General features: G+C 40.3%; 15 protein-coding genes. 7 read left to right on the top strand and 8 right to left on the bottom strand.

Features of this window, described 5'->3' with window-relative positions:
• Positions 1-9: 9 nt before the first annotated feature.
• Complete coding sequence (locus tag AN214_RS10690) at positions 10-834, top strand: peptidoglycan DD-metalloendopeptidase family protein (RefSeq protein ID WP_054979723.1); 825 nt, start codon at positions 10-12, stop codon at positions 832-834.
• 63 nt (positions 835-897) lie between these two features.
• Positions 898-1,854, top strand: a complete 957-nt coding sequence (gene rpoS / locus AN214_RS10685) for an RNA polymerase sigma factor RpoS (protein WP_010560934.1) — start codon at positions 898-900, stop codon at positions 1,852-1,854.
• 257 nt (positions 1,855-2,111) lie between these two features.
• On the opposite strand, the gene ispB is transcribed toward rpoS, so the two are convergent.
• Positions 2,112-3,083: an octaprenyl diphosphate synthase gene (gene ispB / locus AN214_RS10680; protein WP_010560933.1), complete on the bottom strand. Its 972-nt coding sequence runs from the start codon at positions 3,081-3,083 to the stop codon at positions 2,112-2,114.
• Positions 3,084-3,374: 291 nt separating this feature from the next.
• Here ispB and rplU point away from each other — a divergent pair, with 291 nt between their 5' ends.
• The 5 genes from rplU to AN214_RS10655 all read left to right on the top strand — a co-directional run bounded on the left by rplU (position 3,375) and on the right by AN214_RS10655 (position 6,263).
• Positions 3,375-3,686 (top strand): 50S ribosomal protein L21, encoded by a 312-nt coding sequence (gene rplU, locus AN214_RS10675; RefSeq protein ID WP_010560932.1) that lies wholly within the window; start codon positions 3,375-3,377, stop codon positions 3,684-3,686.
• Between the two features lie 17 nt (positions 3,687-3,703).
• Complete coding sequence (gene rpmA, locus AN214_RS10670; protein ID WP_010560931.1) at positions 3,704-3,961, top strand: 50S ribosomal protein L27; 258 nt, start codon at positions 3,704-3,706, stop codon at positions 3,959-3,961.
• Positions 3,962-4,076: 115 nt separating this feature from the next.
• Positions 4,077-5,234 (top strand): Obg family GTPase CgtA, encoded by a 1,158-nt coding sequence (gene cgtA, locus AN214_RS10665; protein WP_054979722.1) that lies wholly within the window; start codon positions 4,077-4,079, stop codon positions 5,232-5,234.
• Between the two features lie 82 nt (positions 5,235-5,316).
• The gene (folA, locus tag AN214_RS10660) at positions 5,317-5,817 is read left to right on the top strand and encodes a type 3 dihydrofolate reductase (protein WP_200911127.1); all 501 of its coding nucleotides are present in this window, start codon (positions 5,317-5,319) and stop codon (positions 5,815-5,817) included.
• Positions 5,818-5,888: 71 nt separating this feature from the next.
• Entirely contained in the window at positions 5,889-6,263 is a 375-nt protein-coding gene (locus AN214_RS10655) for a DUF3718 domain-containing protein (protein ID WP_054979720.1), read from the top strand.
• A 391-nt stretch (positions 6,264-6,654) separates the two neighbouring features.
• On the opposite strand, the gene AN214_RS10650 is transcribed toward AN214_RS10655, so the two are convergent.
• From AN214_RS10650 to lptD, 7 genes are all read right to left on the bottom strand, one after another.
• Positions 6,655-8,670, bottom strand: coding sequence for a methyl-accepting chemotaxis protein (locus AN214_RS10650; protein WP_054979719.1), 2,016 nt, complete (start codon positions 8,668-8,670; stop codon positions 6,655-6,657).
• Positions 8,671-8,831: 161 nt separating this feature from the next.
• Positions 8,832-9,662 (bottom strand): symmetrical bis(5'-nucleosyl)-tetraphosphatase, encoded by an 831-nt coding sequence (locus AN214_RS10645; protein WP_054979718.1) that lies wholly within the window; start codon positions 9,660-9,662, stop codon positions 8,832-8,834.
• A gap of 10 nt (positions 9,663-9,672) precedes the next feature.
• Positions 9,673-10,056, bottom strand: a complete 384-nt coding sequence (apaG, locus tag AN214_RS10640; RefSeq protein WP_010560925.1) for a Co2+/Mg2+ efflux protein ApaG — start codon at positions 10,054-10,056, stop codon at positions 9,673-9,675.
• Positions 10,040-10,846 carry a 16S rRNA (adenine(1518)-N(6)/adenine(1519)-N(6))-dimethyltransferase RsmA gene (rsmA, locus tag AN214_RS10635; protein WP_054979717.1) on the bottom strand — a complete coding sequence of 269 codons (807 nt, stop codon included), beginning with the start codon at positions 10,844-10,846 and terminating at the stop codon, positions 10,040-10,042. The genes apaG and rsmA overlap by 17 nt, the downstream gene beginning before the upstream one ends.
• A complete protein-coding gene (pdxA, locus tag AN214_RS10630; protein ID WP_054979716.1) occupies positions 10,847-11,833 on the bottom strand; it encodes a 4-hydroxythreonine-4-phosphate dehydrogenase PdxA in 987 nt (328 codons plus the stop codon).
• 2 nt (positions 11,834-11,835) lie between these two features.
• Positions 11,836-13,122 (bottom strand): peptidylprolyl isomerase SurA, encoded by a 1,287-nt coding sequence (gene surA / locus AN214_RS10625; protein ID WP_054979715.1) that lies wholly within the window; start codon positions 13,120-13,122, stop codon positions 11,836-11,838.
• A 20-nt stretch (positions 13,123-13,142) separates the two neighbouring features.
• A complete protein-coding gene (gene lptD, locus AN214_RS10620; RefSeq protein ID WP_054979714.1) occupies positions 13,143-15,365 on the bottom strand; it encodes an LPS assembly protein LptD in 2,223 nt (740 codons plus the stop codon).
• Positions 15,366-15,392: the final 27 nt, after the last annotated feature.

Here is a 15,392-nt window from a genome sequence, read left to right as displayed (position 1 = left end):
GTGATATTAATGCGTTCGTTAACTCAACTACTAATTTGCTTAATCTGTCTTCAGTTAATAGCGTGCAGTAGCAGAACAACGCCAGCACCTGTATCAAATCTTTCATCTGGTAAGAGTAGTTCGCAACAAAAAATTAAAATTAATGGAAGTAACTATAAAGTTAAGAAAGGTGAAACCCTTTACTCGATCGCTTTTAGATCAAACAAAGACTTCCGTGATCTCGCTAAGATCAATGGCATCAAAGCACCTTACACCATATTTCCAGGTCAAATAATACACTTAGTATCACCACCTAAACGTGCAAAAAAGGCAAAAAAATACACGGTCACTAGTAGCAAGTCCACCAAAAACAAACAAAAAAATAACAATTCATTAAAAAAACCACTTGATCAGAAAAAACAACAAGAGTATGTTGAAAATCAAGCCAGTTTAAAAAAGCAACAAAAGATAGCGAAAGCATCTGGTAAGTTGCGCTGGTATTGGCCTGCTAAAGGTCGTATAGCCCGCAAGTTTTCGGGAAAAGAAAACGGCTATAAAGGAATTCTAATAAAAAATAAGTTAGGGACTGACATTCTTGCAGCAGCAGACGGTATTGTTGTTTATGCGGGAAGTGCGTTAAGAGGGTATGGCAATTTAATCATAGTGAAACATAATGATGATTATCTAACGGCATACGCTCACAACCAAAAAATTTTGGTAAAAGAAAAGCAAAAAGTTACAGCTAGGCAAAAAATAGCCACTATGGGTAACTCTGAAGCTAAGTCGGTTGGACTGAGGTTTGAAGTAAGATACCGAGGTAAATCGGTTAACCCATTAAGGTATTTGCCACGCTAAGTTAGTTGGGGCGCGAACGTGTTTTAGTGTTTAAAGGTCACTGAATGACTCGGGAGGATGCTTATGGGACGCACAAAGAAAGAAAATAGTACAGAACTAAACGTTGATATGGATGTTAAAGACGAGGTTTTGGAAGAAATCGAAGATACAGAAGACGAAATCTTCGCAAAAGAAGAAGTTGTTAAAAATTTAGATGCTACACAACTTTATCTCGGCGAAATCGGCTTTTCACCACTACTTAGTGCAGAAGAAGAAGTATTCTTTGCACGCAAGGCTTTACGAGGATGCGAAGCATCACGAAAACGCATGATTGAAAGTAATCTACGTTTAGTGGTCAAAATAGCGCGTCGTTATAACAATCGTGGGCTGGCACTATTAGATCTCATCGAAGAAGGTAATTTAGGCCTGATCAGAGCGGTAGAGAAATTTGATCCCGAACGTGGATTTAGATTTTCTACATACGCAACTTGGTGGATCCGTCAAACCATTGAACGTGCGATTATGAACCAAACACGCACGATTCGCTTACCGATCCATGTTGTTAAAGAGCTTAATGTTTATTTACGTACAGCACGAGAATTGACACAAAAGCTTGACCATGAACCAACCGCAGAAGAAATAGCAGAGAAGCTTGATCGCCCTGTTGAAGATGTGAGTAAAATGCTGCGTCTTAACGAAAAGATCAGCTCTGTTGATACACCAATCGGCGGTGATTCAGATAAAGCGTTATTAGATATCATTGCAGATGAAAAGGGGCGTGGTCCCGAAGGTGAAATTCAAGACCAAGACATTCACAATAATATTGTGCATTGGCTTGAAGAACTTAATGCGAAACAGCGTGAAGTGTTAGCACGACGCTTTGGATTGCTTGGCTATGAACCTTCAACGCTTGAAGATGTAGGTAAAGAAATTGGATTAACACGCGAACGCGTAAGACAAATTCAGGTTGAAGCGTTGCGTCGATTAAAAGAGGTGTTAACACACCAAGGCTTGAATATTGAATCGCTATTTAGAGCTTAATAAATAATACCAATTCTGTTAAGCATGTGAGCAGGGATAGCGCTGGATAAATGAAATGGTAACAAGTCAGAATTTTTCTTATGTAGTTGCTCTACATTGATAAATTCTAACGCAGTTAGCATGATATTTAGTCCACTAGGATGATCAGCTACTTAATTGAATTGGTATAACAACCAGTTAAAAATAAAAAACCGCTGATTATCAGCGGTTTTTTATTTAAATAATATAGTGTTTATTTAAAGCAAAGCTCAGTTTGATTAGTATTTTCTATCGACTGATAACTTAGCAAGTGCAATTAATGCATCTTTATACTCTGAATTTGGCAGTACAGAAAGGTAGTTAATTGCTTTCTCAGCTTCTTCTTGTGCTTTTTGCATTGTGAGTGCTAACGCATTGGTTTCTTCAAGAATAGCGAGAACTTTATCTAGGTAATCTTTGCCATCAGCTTTTTCAATTGCACCTCGGATCAATTCAGCTTGCGCTTGTGATCCATTTTGCATTGCGTAGATCAAAGGTAATGTTGGCTTACCTTCTGCTAGATCGTCACCAATTGATTTACCTAGTTCAGCTTGGTTTGCGCTGTAATCGAGCACATCATCGACGAGTTGGAAGGCAGTACCAAGGTGCATGCCATAAAACTTTAATCCGTTTATTACGTCTTCATCTTGTTCTGTAATAATAGCAGCTAGTTCAGTTGCGGCTTCAAATAATTTTGCCGTTTTACTATAAATGACCTGCATATAGCTTTCTTCGCTAGTATTAGGGTCGTTACAATTCATTAGTTGCAGTACTTCGCCTTCAGCAATAACGTTCGTTGCATGAGCAAAAATATCCATTACTTGCATCTTATTGAAACCAACCATCAGCTGGAAAGCACGAGTGTAGATAAAATCACCAACAAGCACGCTGGCTGCATTGCCAAATTCAGCATTAGCTGTTGGGTTTCCGCGACGTAGAAGTGATTCGTCAACAACGTCGTCGTGTAAAAGTGTAGCGGTATGGATAAATTCTACGATGGTTGCTAGACGAATATGCTCATTACCTGTGTGTCCTAACGCTTTTGCAGCGAGGATTGAAAGTATTGGGCGAATGCGTTTGCCACCGCTATTGACAATATAAAGCCCCAATTGATTGACAAGCGCAACGTTCGATTGCAGTTGTTGTTCGATTAGTTGATTAACCGCCAACATATCTTGTTCTGTTAAGGCTTGGATCGCTTTTATATCCATGGGTCTCCAACAAGTAAAGAGGTAAAATCCGCTGATTTGCGGGGATTGTACACTATTTTTGGCACTGAGTAGAATCAATATTTTATGTAAAATAATAGTTTTCTACAGCGCTTTAATTAGGTAGAATCGTCGCCATTAATATTAAATTTTTTAGTGTGCCTTACAACACGCAATATATTTAGTCTTTTTTATGAAAATAGGCTTGCGCTACGCTCTGATTTCGCGTAGACTTCGCGCCCTATCGAAGATTATTAAGTTGCGTCGATTTGAGGGCGCAGAACGGAGTTAATTATGTACGCGGTTTTCCAAAGTGGTGGTAAACAGCACCGTGTGACTGAAGGTCAAACGATTCGCCTTGAGAAATTAGAGGCTGAAACTGGTGCAGCAGTAGAATTTGACAAAGTATTACTTGTTGCAAACGGTGAGAAAATCGAAATTGGTGCACCTTTCGTTAATGGCGGTAAGGTTACAGCTGAAGTTGTATCTCATGGTCGTGGTGAGAAAGTTAAGATCGTTAAGTTTAGACGTCGTAAGCATTCTCGCAAGCAAATGGGTCACCGTCAGTGGTTCACTGAAGTTAAAATCACTGGCATTAACGCTTAATTTAGAGGTACAGAAAGATGGCACATAAGAAAGCAGCTGGTAGTACTCGTAACGGTCGTGATTCAGAAAGTAAACGCCTAGGTGTTAAGCGTTACGGTGGTGAATCAGTTTTAGCGGGTAACATCATCGTTCGTCAACGTGGTACTAAGTTCCACGCAGGTACAAACGTAGGTATGGGTAAAGACCACACTTTATTTGCAACATCAAACGGTAAAGTTCAGTTTGAGCAAAAAGGTCCTTTAGGTCGTAAATACGTAAGCATCATCGCTGAGTAAACCCTAAAAATTTTAAAAAGCCCCGCAACTGCGGGGCTTTTTTTGTTTCTTGATTACGCACAACCCGTTTGTCTTGGTATAATAAGTACATTCTAGGCTGTGTAAGGCTAAATATATGAAATTTGTAGATGAAGTTGAAATTCGCGCTGAAGCTGGTGACGGTGGTAGCGGTGTAGTTTCATTTCGCCGAGAAAAGTTTGTACCAGACGGCGGTCCTGATGGTGGTGACGGTGGTGATGGCGGCAGTGTTTTTATTGAAGCCGATGAAAACCTGAATACACTTATTGACTATCAGTTTGAGCGCTTTCATAAAGCAGAGCGTGGCACTAATGGTGCTGGCCGAAATATGACTGGTAAAAAAGGTGAAGATCTCACTTTAAAAGTTCCTGTAGGTACGCGTATTGTTGATGTCGATACTGCGGAAGCACTAGGTGATTTAACGCAACATGGTCAAAAGATTATTGTTGCCAAAGGTGGTTTTCACGGACTTGGTAATACTCGTTTTAAATCAAGTACTAACCGAGCTCCTCGTAAGAAAACACTGGGTACGCCAGGTGAAATTCGTAATTTACGTTTAGAGCTACTATTACTTGCTGATGTTGGCTTATTAGGCTTGCCAAATGCTGGTAAATCAACCTTTATTCGCAGTGTGTCTGCGGCAAAGCCAAAGGTTGCTGATTACCCATTTACTACCTTAGTGCCAAATCTTGGTGTGGTTAGACCAAGCCAAAATCAATCGTTTGTAATCGCTGATATTCCAGGATTAATTGAAGGTGCTGCTGAAGGTGCTGGCCTAGGCATTCGCTTCTTAAAGCATTTAGAACGCTGCCGTGTTCTTCTGCATATAATCGACATTATGCCTGTAGATGGTTCTGATCCTGTTGAAAATGCTTACACAATCTTAGGCGAACTAGAGCGCTACAGCCCAGCACTCGCTGCAAAACCTCGCTGGTTAGTATTTAACAAAATTGATTTGTTGTTAGATGAAGAAGCAGATGAATTATGCGCTGAGATTGCTGATGCGCTTGAAGCTGAAAAAACCTATAAGATCTCTGCATTCAATAAAATTGGTACAGAGCAGTTATGCTTCGACATTATGCAGCTTTTAGAAAGTATGCCTAAAGAGAAGTTTGTTGCTGAAGAAGAGCCACAAGAAGTTGAGTTTAAGTGGGATACATACCATGAAGAGTCAATATCTGATTTTGAAGATGACGATGATGACGAAGACTGGGATGAAGATGATTACGACGTAGAAGTCGTCTATCAACGATAATAAAAGGTGCTTACGCACCTTTTTTTATATTTAATAAAAAAGTACTAATAATAAACAACTAGGTTAAAAGTATTAATTTCTTATGAAGATTTCAATGATAGCTGCGATGGCTAATAATCGTATTATTGGTAAAGATAACGATATGCCATGGCACCTTCCTGCTGATTTAAAGCACTTTAAATCGGTCACCTTGGGCAAACCTGTCATCATGGGGCGCCGTACATACGAATCGATCGGTCGCCTATTACCAGGTCGAGATAATATTATAATCACACGTAATCCAGAGTACGTTGTAGATGGTGCTATAATGGCTGAGAGCCCAGACCATGCGCTCTCTTTGGCTTGTGATGTAGATGAAGTTATGATTATTGGTGGCGGTAAAATTTACCTAGACTTTTTAAGCCGTGCAGATCGTCTATACTTAACGCATATAGATTTGGATGTTGATGGTGACACACAGTTTCCTGATTACGAAGCTGTTGCAGATTGGCAAGTGCTAGAAACTCAAAGCTTCGCACCGGATGAAACCAATCAATATCATTATCAATTTGTTGTTTATAAGAAATTAGGCTTAATTTCTTGAAGATGATTTAACTTGTTGTTAGAATTAACGCAATTAAATTAAGTATAAAGTGCTACTAGGGTTGCTGTACCATGAAATTATCAACATTATTATTTACTCTATCTGTATCTTCGGTTGCATTACTAAGCTCTCACACAGTAAATGCAAATGAGCAATTAGCTGCTAGTATTTGTGACTATGTAGGTGCTGATGATAAAAATCGTATTCGTAAGAAACTTAAAGAGTCACGTGTAAAACTGCGTAATGTTTATGCGGGCATTAGTTGCGGTGGTAATAACCTAATTCGCCACGCCATTGTTAATGGCGCAGATGGCGCAGGCGAATATATTGTTAAACAGATACCAAAAAGCGATTTAGCAGCAGGTGGCGATGTAGCGTGGGCTGATGCAAATGGTCATTCAGGTTCAGCTGTAATTGCTGCGTTAAAAGATCGTGCGGGTCTTTAATACAGTTTTTAATTAGTTTTCCCCTTTGTAAAAAAGCCAGCTTTAAGCTGGCTTTTTTGTTTTTACGTTATCCTCTTAAAGTTTAAAGCCTGGCTGTGTAGTTAAAAGTAATCTTTAAGGAATAGAAAAAGAGGGGAGTTTAAACGTTTGAATCTCAGTTATTTTGATCTTTCATCTTGAATAACAGACTCGATTAAGTCGTTATTCTTAAGTTTTGCTGCATCTCTGAAGACCAACTCTATGCTCGCACATCAGGCTGACGATTTATTTAATCTTGTACAGCCGTTACTTAGTTAAAGTTACTTGTTAATTTTAAAAAGAGTTTCGTTTAGATATTAAAAAGGCCCACTGATTAGTGGGCCTTTTCGTTTTTGAAAGTGTGTTAATAGCGCTACACTTTAAACTCTTCTACAGAGAGTCTTAGTTCTTCTGCGAGCTTAGCAACTTCACTTGCTGACGCTGATGTCTGGTTTGCACCTTCAGCTGTTTGTTCGGCTATCGCAACAATTGACTCTAAGCTTTCACTGATCTCTTGTGATACTTGGTGCTGCTCACCTGCTGCTGTTGCAATTTGTTCACTCGCATCGTGTGCTTGTGATACCGCTTGGGTGATTTGCTCAAGCGCAGAAGCAGCTTGCTCAGACTGCTCAACACATGAATCTGCTTGCTGTTGGCCTTTCGCCATTACAGAAACGGCTTCTTCTGCACCACTTTGCAGTGATTCAATCATAGCCTGAATTTCTTGTGTAGATTCTTGGGTTTTGCTTGCAAGTGAGCGTACTTCGTCAGCTACAACTGCGAAACCACGCCCCTGCTCACCAGCACGCGCAGCTTCGATAGCAGCGTTTAGTGCAAGTAAGTTTGTTTGCTCTGCAATACCTCTAATTACATCTAAAATACCGCCAATTGATGCGCTGTCTTGATGCAATTTATTAATAACCTGAGACGCTCCAGCCACTTCACGAGCAAGTTGTTCAATAGTAAGCTTGTTATTACTTGAAATTGTTTTAACGCGCTCAGCTTCGTTATCAGCTTGTTTAATTTCATGTAACGCATCTTCAGCGCTTTGAGTAACTGATTGTGAGGTGCTGCTCATTTCAGTCGTTGCTGTTGCCGCTTGTTCAACCTGCGCTCGTTGACTTTCAATTGCTTGGCTAGATTCAACTGTTACGGCTGATGTTTCCTCAGAAGCCGCTGCAAGCTGTGTAGAACGTGAAATAATACCTTGAATTAAGTTACGTAAATTGTCGGTCACGCGGTTTAGGCTTTTCGCTAATTCACCAAATTCATCTTTATTGCTATCATCAAGGCGCATTGTCATATCGCCTTGCGCCACGTTATCAAGCACCTTGTTGATTTCTGATAACGGCTTCGTGATACGTTGAACTGTTAAAAACGCAATAACAATCGCGATTACAGTGGCAATGATCATACCTAACCATGTCCACAGCTCAGCTTTTGACACGCTGCTCTCAACTTCTTTTCTAAGCTCTACAACAAGCGTATCCGAAAGAGAGGTCAGCTTATCCAGCTGAGAGCTAGCAGTATTTGTGTCTTGCTCTGCAAGTGATAAGTTAGTAGCAGCTTCTTCAAGTTGTCTAATATGATTTTGCTTTACGTTAGCGAGTGATTTACTACCTTGGCCGTTTTCTTTCACAACCGCAAAATAGCTTTGAAAGTCTTGATGTAAGTCTTCATCTGTTTGTTTAAAGGTTTCTGAAAGCAGTTCGATATTGCGCTCAATATCAGCAAGGCTGTAACTTACTTCGTTTGATAAAGTTTCTACCGTTGCCGCATTTTTAATATTTTTAAGATCTGTGCTGTTACTAACAATGCTAAGAAGTGCATTTTCAATATTTGAAACGGCCTGGTATAAGCGTTGTGAGTTGTCTTCTAGCTCAGCGCTATCGCTTAAATCTAGAACAACTGTGCTGGCATCCTCTGCGGCAATTTCAAGCGTCTCTAACTGCGTTGTTAAACTGCTTTCAATTTGCAGTGCAGTAGTCTTATTATTGATAAGGTTTTGTACACGCCCCACAAAGCTATTGTACGTTTTATCAACAGCTGAGGCGGCATTTGCCAATTGTGCATCGCTGCTAACAACTTGTTTTAGACGTTCATTTGATTTATCAAAATCTTCGGCTGCAGCGCGGTACTGGCTTACTAGCCCTTGTAACTGGTTGCTGTTGTCACTGTAGTAAACTTGTAGTGCAAGCGCTTGCATTTTATTAAATGAAACCTGAAGCTCATTTGTCGCTCTGAGCGCAGGAATAGAGAGGGTATTAACATGGTTAGATGAATTGCTAATGCTATTGATTCTAACAAGTGAGTTGATACCAATGGTGATCAAAAGTAGGGTGATTAGAATAAATCCACCCCAAATACGTTGGCTGACAGTCAACTTCATATTCATTCCTGTTTACTAATTGCCGGCAAAATAAGTAAGCCTCTGAGGGCTTTTGTTATTTATCGACATACATGGATACAACTTTAGTTCAATCTAACAAACTCGTAACTTTATTTCAGTATTTATAGCTGAATAGTTAATTGTAGTATTTAAAATACAACTTAAGTACTGTTTTTATGTTCTTTGTAGTTATTGCAATAATGTTTTTTCTTTGATTTTAGCTCAAGCAAAGTCATATGCTCGCCCCATACACAACCCGTATCAAGAGCAAATAAATTTGGATAAGGTGTTTGTCCTTTTAATGCAGCCCAGTGACCGAAACAAATATTAATACCTGAATGATTATTTGCATTCACATCAAACCATGGAAATAATTCGGGTGATTTTTGGCTAGCAGGTCCTTTATGCGCAAAGTCCATTTGCCCATGTTGATTAACAAAGCGCATACGCGAAAATGCATTTACGGTGTAGGTAAAGCGCGACAGTTTATCAGTAGCTTGTGAAATACAATTAACGCTGTTGCCATACATATTTGCTAGGTAAAACTGTGCGTTGTCACCTTGGTATTTTTTTTGTGCTTTAGCACAGAGCTCAAGCGCTTTTTGCAATGATAATTGAGGATTTAACCCAGCGTGGGAAATAAAGGTATTATACTTTTCAAGCCATACCGCGAGCGGTTGTTGTCTTAAAAACTCAATGTAAGCTGGGAGCTTTTTTGCGTTGAATAAGGCTTGTAAGTTATCTTTTGGATTGGGCGTTTTTTGCGTGAAATACGTAGCCAGTAGATGTAAATCGTGATTGCCTAGCGTTATAGTCACACTGCCTTGCTGAGCAAAAAGATATTTTAAACACGCCAGTGAATCTGGACCACGAGCAACAATATCACCAACTAAGTAAAGGTGATCGCGGCTTGGGTTAAAATCTACTGTTTTTAATAACGAAGTAAACTCATTAAAGCACCCTTGCAGATCACCAATTACATACTTAGCCATATTTGCTTAATTAATGTAATACAACATCACTAGCAAGGCGAAATACTTCAATCGGGGCTTGGTATTCAGCACCAAACTCGTTACGCATTTGGTAATAACCTTGCATTGTCCCGATTGGGGTATCTAATACTGCACCTGATGTATAGGTGTAGCTTTCACCAGGTCCAATTGTTGGTGTTTCACCAACCACACCTTCACCTTCAACTTCGGTTTCTTTACCGTTAGCATCGGTAATCAACCAGTAGCGGCTAAGCAACTTAGATGAACATAAACTGTGGTTCTTGATTGTTACAGTATAGGCAAAAACGTATTTATCTTTTTCTGGTTCAGATTGACCATCAACATAAAACGTTTCTACCGATACTTTAATTGGAGAATTACTGCTTGTTGTCATAAATCCAGTTTGCGATCTTTACAAAAGTGTCTAGAGAAAGGTTTTCAGCGCGTAGCTTTAAATCTAACCCTAAGTTTTCAATTTCTTCAGGCGTTAATAAATTCGATAAACTATTACGAATTGTTTTACGTCTTTGGTTAAACGCTTCTAAGCATACCGTGTTAAGGATTTTAGTGCTCTTTGCCTTTAATTGATCTGGCGATTTAGGGATCAGGCGGATAACCGCTGAATCCACTTTAGGTGCGGGCTTAAAGCACTCAGGTGGCACATCAATAACAGGCATTGCATGACAATAATATTGTGTCATCACACTTAATCGGCCAAAGGCTTTGCTGTCAGGGCTTGCGACCATGCGTTTAACCACTTCTTTTTGCAGCATAAAGTGCATGTGCTCAATATTTTGATAAAACTCAAATAAATGAAACAGAAGCGGCGTTGAAACGTTATAAGGTAAATTACCAAATACTTTAAGTTTGCGCTCATCTTTAATAAGTGATGCAAAGTCAAACTGCATGGCATCACCTTGATGCACGGTCAGCTTGTCGGCAAGAAATGGGTGATGAATCAAGCGATGGGCAAGATCTTTATCTAGCTCAACTACCGTTAAATGGTCTGTTAGCTCTGCCACTGGCTCTGTAATTGCGCCAAGACCAGGACCAATCTCAACCAGGTTATCGCCAGGTTTTGGATCAATTGCGGTTACTATCTTATCGATAATGCTTGTATCGTGTAGAAAGTTTTGACCAAAACGTTTTCGGGCGCGGTGCCCTAAGTGTACTTTATCATTCATCTATTGTGCGCTTTTACTTGCCATTTCAATTGCTTTTGAAATTGCTAATTCAAAACTACCCACATCGGCTTCGCCTGTAGCGGCTAAATCGAGAGCGGTACCATGATCCACAGATGTGCGGATAAACGGTAAACCTAGGGTGATATTAACTGAATTACCAAACCCTTTGTATTTTAACACAGGTAATCCCTGATCGTGATACATTGCAAGCACTGCATCGGCATCTTTTAGGTATTTATCTTGAAATAAAGTATCTGCTGGCAACGGACCGACAAGGTTAATGCCTTCATTTCTAAGCTGCTCTAGGGTAGGTGAAATGACTTCGATTTCTTCTCGGCCTAAGTGGCCATTTTCGCCTGCGTGCGGGTTTAAACCACAGACATAAATTTTTGCTGATTCAATGCCAAATTTAGTGGTTAAATCATGATGCAAAATACGCGTCACTTTGCTTAAACGGTCTTCAGTAATTGCTTTAGATACATACGCCAAAGGAATATGCGTTGTTACTAAAGCAACGCGTAAGCCCTCGGTAGCGAGCATCATTACAACATCAGGCGTATTTGATTGCTGAGCAAAAAACTCAGTATGACCACTAAATGAAATACCTGCTTGGTTAATAATGCCTTTATGCACAGGGCCTGTGACCACAGCAGCAAATTCACCTTGCATATTGCCATCAGAGGCATATTTCAGCGTATCAAGTACGTATTGTCCGTTGGTGTCATTGAGTTCGCCAGCAATCACGTCTTCTGCTAATGGAATATGTTTAACTGTTAAGCTACCAGCATTATGTGGTTGTGCAGCGTTATTTGGCTGATATTCAATAAGTTGAATATCTATGCCAAGTAATTTTGCACGTTGTTTTAGCAGACTGTTATCAGCAATTACAACAAGTTCTGCAGGCCAATCTTGTTGGGCCAGCTGTAAAATAAGGTCTGGCCCAATACCTGCCGGTTCCCCCGGTGTAACTGCAATACGTAATGTCATAACTATTCTTCTACAACTTCAATATAAGCTTGTTCGCGTAATTCACGCTGGAACGTAAAGCTTTCTTCTTTAAAGCGACGATTAAAAATCATTTGGTGCGCGCGGTTTTGTTTAACAAGCTCAGTTTTGTCTGATACGCGACGGTCTAATAATTCCATAATATGCCAGCCGTATTGGGTTCTGAACGGTTCACTAAGTTGGCCTTTTTCTAAACCCAATGCGGTTTCTTTAAATTCGCCTACCCAAGAGTTCGGGTCTGTCCAGTCATATTCACCACCGTTTAATGCTGAACCTGGATCTTCAGAATGCTCTTTAGCTAGCTCACCAAAGTCAGCATTACCTGCTTTTAAGTCTTCAACAAAACCAGCGAGCATAGAGCGCGCTTTTTCTTCCGATACAATAATAGATGGCTTAACAAGAATATGGCGTACTTTTAGCTCCACCGCTTCAACGACTTCAACACCACGTACATCTTGTAGTTTGACGATGTGGAAACCAGCGCCTGAACGAAGTGGGCCGACAATGTCGCCTTTCTTATGGCCTTTTACCGCCTCAGCGAATAGTGTTGGCATTTCGTTAATGTTCATCCAACCTAATTGCCCACCTTCAAGTGCTTTACCACCACCTGATGACGCAATTGCTATTTGCTTAAATTCGCGACCTTCGTTTAATAATCTTATAACGGCTTCAGCACGTTCTTTTTGTGTTTTGATATCTTCCGCAGTTGCGTTTTCAGGGATTTCAATCAGGATATGACCGATATCGTATTCTTCGTTTGTTTGCCCTTGCTGCTCTAAAATACGCAGTAAGTTTTGTACTTCTTGTAGGCTTACGTAAACGCGACGCTCAACACTTGCACGCATCGTGCGGCTAGCAACCATTTCGTTGCGAATTTCTTCACGATAAGTTTGGAAGTTATCGCCGCTTGCTTCTAGTGAGCGGCGCATATCGTCAAGGGTTGCACCTTGCTCGCGAGCCATTTGCGAAAGGGTTTGGTCTAATTGTGCATCAGAAATACGTAAACCAATACGCTCACCCATTTGCAGTAGCAGAGCTTGGTCAATGAGTTTATCGATTGCTTGACGTCTTAGCGCCGTTTCTGAAGGCAGTTCCTGACCAGAATCTTTTGCACGGTTTTTAACGCGGTTTACCAGCGCGTCTACTTCACTTTGTAAAATAACACCGTCATTAACTTTTACGGCAACGCTATCAAGTTCAGTAAGGCTGTATGCGCTTTGGCAGAAAGCAAGTAGGGCAACGCCCGCTGTCATTAATCGTTTTAACTTCATTGATTTTTTCTACTTACATATTAATTTGTTAAAAAATAAGGTCTGCGATAACTAAAGATGCTTTGGTTGAGTAGTTTTTGCGCATCTAGACCCATTATAAATTTAATTTGAATACTCGAGTCAAATTTAGCTGATTCATTAGCAAATTGACCAACAGGTTTATTTAAGTCAGTTTCGATTTGTCTGCTACCAGATAATTGAATCGCCCAACAACATGATTGGTATTGTACACCAGTTAAAAACTCCACGCTGCGATCTGATTCTAGGTCGCGCTGGTAGCTCGAAACAAGTTGCCATTGCTCACCAATTGGGTAGCTAGCAAAAATACCAACTTGCTCAATTGTATTTCCTGAGACATTGTTTGCGTACCTATGGTTCAATTGAATTAACTCATTATTATCCCCTTTATAATCGAGGGTGAGGTGTGAGTTAACAAGGTCGCTGCCGTCAGTATCGTATTGCATACCTGCTGACAGGTACCAATTCTTGTGCCAATGTAACATAGCTTCACTGGCAAATAACGAGTTATAACTCGCATTGTCGTCAATCTCAGACGGTTTAGCGTCATCCGAGACGTAAAAGATTTGACCAATGCTGAAGTTAAATACTTCGTTATTTTGTTGATTAAATATACGTGTTGTTGCACCTAAGGTAAATTGGTTTGCCGTAGCAATACGGTCTACGCCTGAGAAGCGTTGCTCGCGAAACAATCCGTGGAAATCATCTTGAAGCTTTACCGTATCGTATAAGCCGATATTTGACTGATCTTTTTCTGGAATAAACAAATACTGCGCTTTTGGTTCAAGTGTTTGTAGGCCGTTATCCACTAACCAATGCGTATCACGTTCAAAATTAATTTGTCCGTAAAGGCGCAGTTTTGGCAAGGTACGGTTTACGTTTTCCTCTAACTGAGTGCCAAGTAAATCGCCTTGTTGATGGTAATTCGTTTGCAGCAAACTAACCTCAGATAAAAAGCTCCATGCGTAGTCGCTAATGCCGTAGCTTAGCTTAGGTTCTAAGTGAACACGGGTAGCTTTTTCAACCAATGCTTCTTCGTTTTGAAAATGGGCAAATTCACCGTTTAAAGTAAAGTCGGCACCATAAAAATCAAACGCATTAACTTGGCTAAAGGTAATTTGGGGTAGTGCGCGATAAGACTCTAAATGATCACCAAGTACCTCAAAGCCTTGTAATTTCATATCGGTATGCCAGTAATCACCTAAATGAGTTAACTGAATTAAGTGATTAAGCTGGGTATCGGTACGATTAGCGTAGCTCGACCCCATATCGTTAATATAGTTATCATCACTGATATTCGTGATGTCGATTTGGCCTCGCCAGTTATCGTCAATTTTGCTGTATTGGCTCAAATGTAATAAATAGCGGCTGCCCAATTCAGGTTCAGAATCATCGCTATTAAGATACTCAATTGCAGCCATACCTTGGTGCTCTTCAGTTAAATAGCGAAACTCGGTTTGCAGCTGAAAACCCTGATTTGACATGTAACGCGGAGTAATCGTCGCATCCATATCTGGCGCAATATTCCAATAAAACGGAGTTTCAATCTCTAAACCATAACGATTAGAGCTGGTAAATGTTGGTTGAATAAAACCAGATTTACGTTTATCCGATATTGGAAAGGTAAAATACGGTAGGTAAAACACCGGTGTGTCATACACTTTTAGTACAGCACCGTAGGTTTCACCCCAGCCTTCTTCTTGTGATAGTTTAATTTTTTTCGCATCCAGCGCCCACACAGGGTTATCGCTTGGACAAGTTGTAAAGCTGGCATCTTGCAAGAGCAAAAGTGATTGATTTACTTCAAGCAGTTTGGCTTCGCCACGACCAGCTTGTTGGGTAAATTGATATTTAGCGTCACCGAGAGATAACTCAGATGTGGTTAAGTTAGCAAAAAAGTGTTTTGATGAAATATAGCTGTTGGGATCCTGATAAACAATTGGGCCAATCGCATTGAGCATGCCATTTATCTTATCAAGTTCAGCGCTAGATGCGGTCAGACTCATTTGTGTCGAGTCCATCATCACGTTGCCGCTAAAGAGCGCTTTGTTTTTTCCTGCTAATTCTACCTGATCTGCATTAATCGCAAGCTGACCAACAGCAAGCTGTGAAGTAGACTGCCAGCTTAAGTTAGGATCGGTTTCGCACAGAGAAAACATATCTGAAGCACTGGCCAGAGGTGACATAAAAATCAGTGTCGCAAATATGCCAAAAGGGCGTTTCATTAATCAGATAACCTTGTGAAAAAGACC

The sequence above is a fragment of the Pseudoalteromonas sp. P1-9 genome (assembly GCF_001399975.1).
Classification (GTDB): domain Bacteria; phylum Pseudomonadota; class Gammaproteobacteria; order Enterobacterales; family Alteromonadaceae; genus Pseudoalteromonas.
This window is presented reverse-complemented; position numbering and strand designations above follow the sequence as displayed.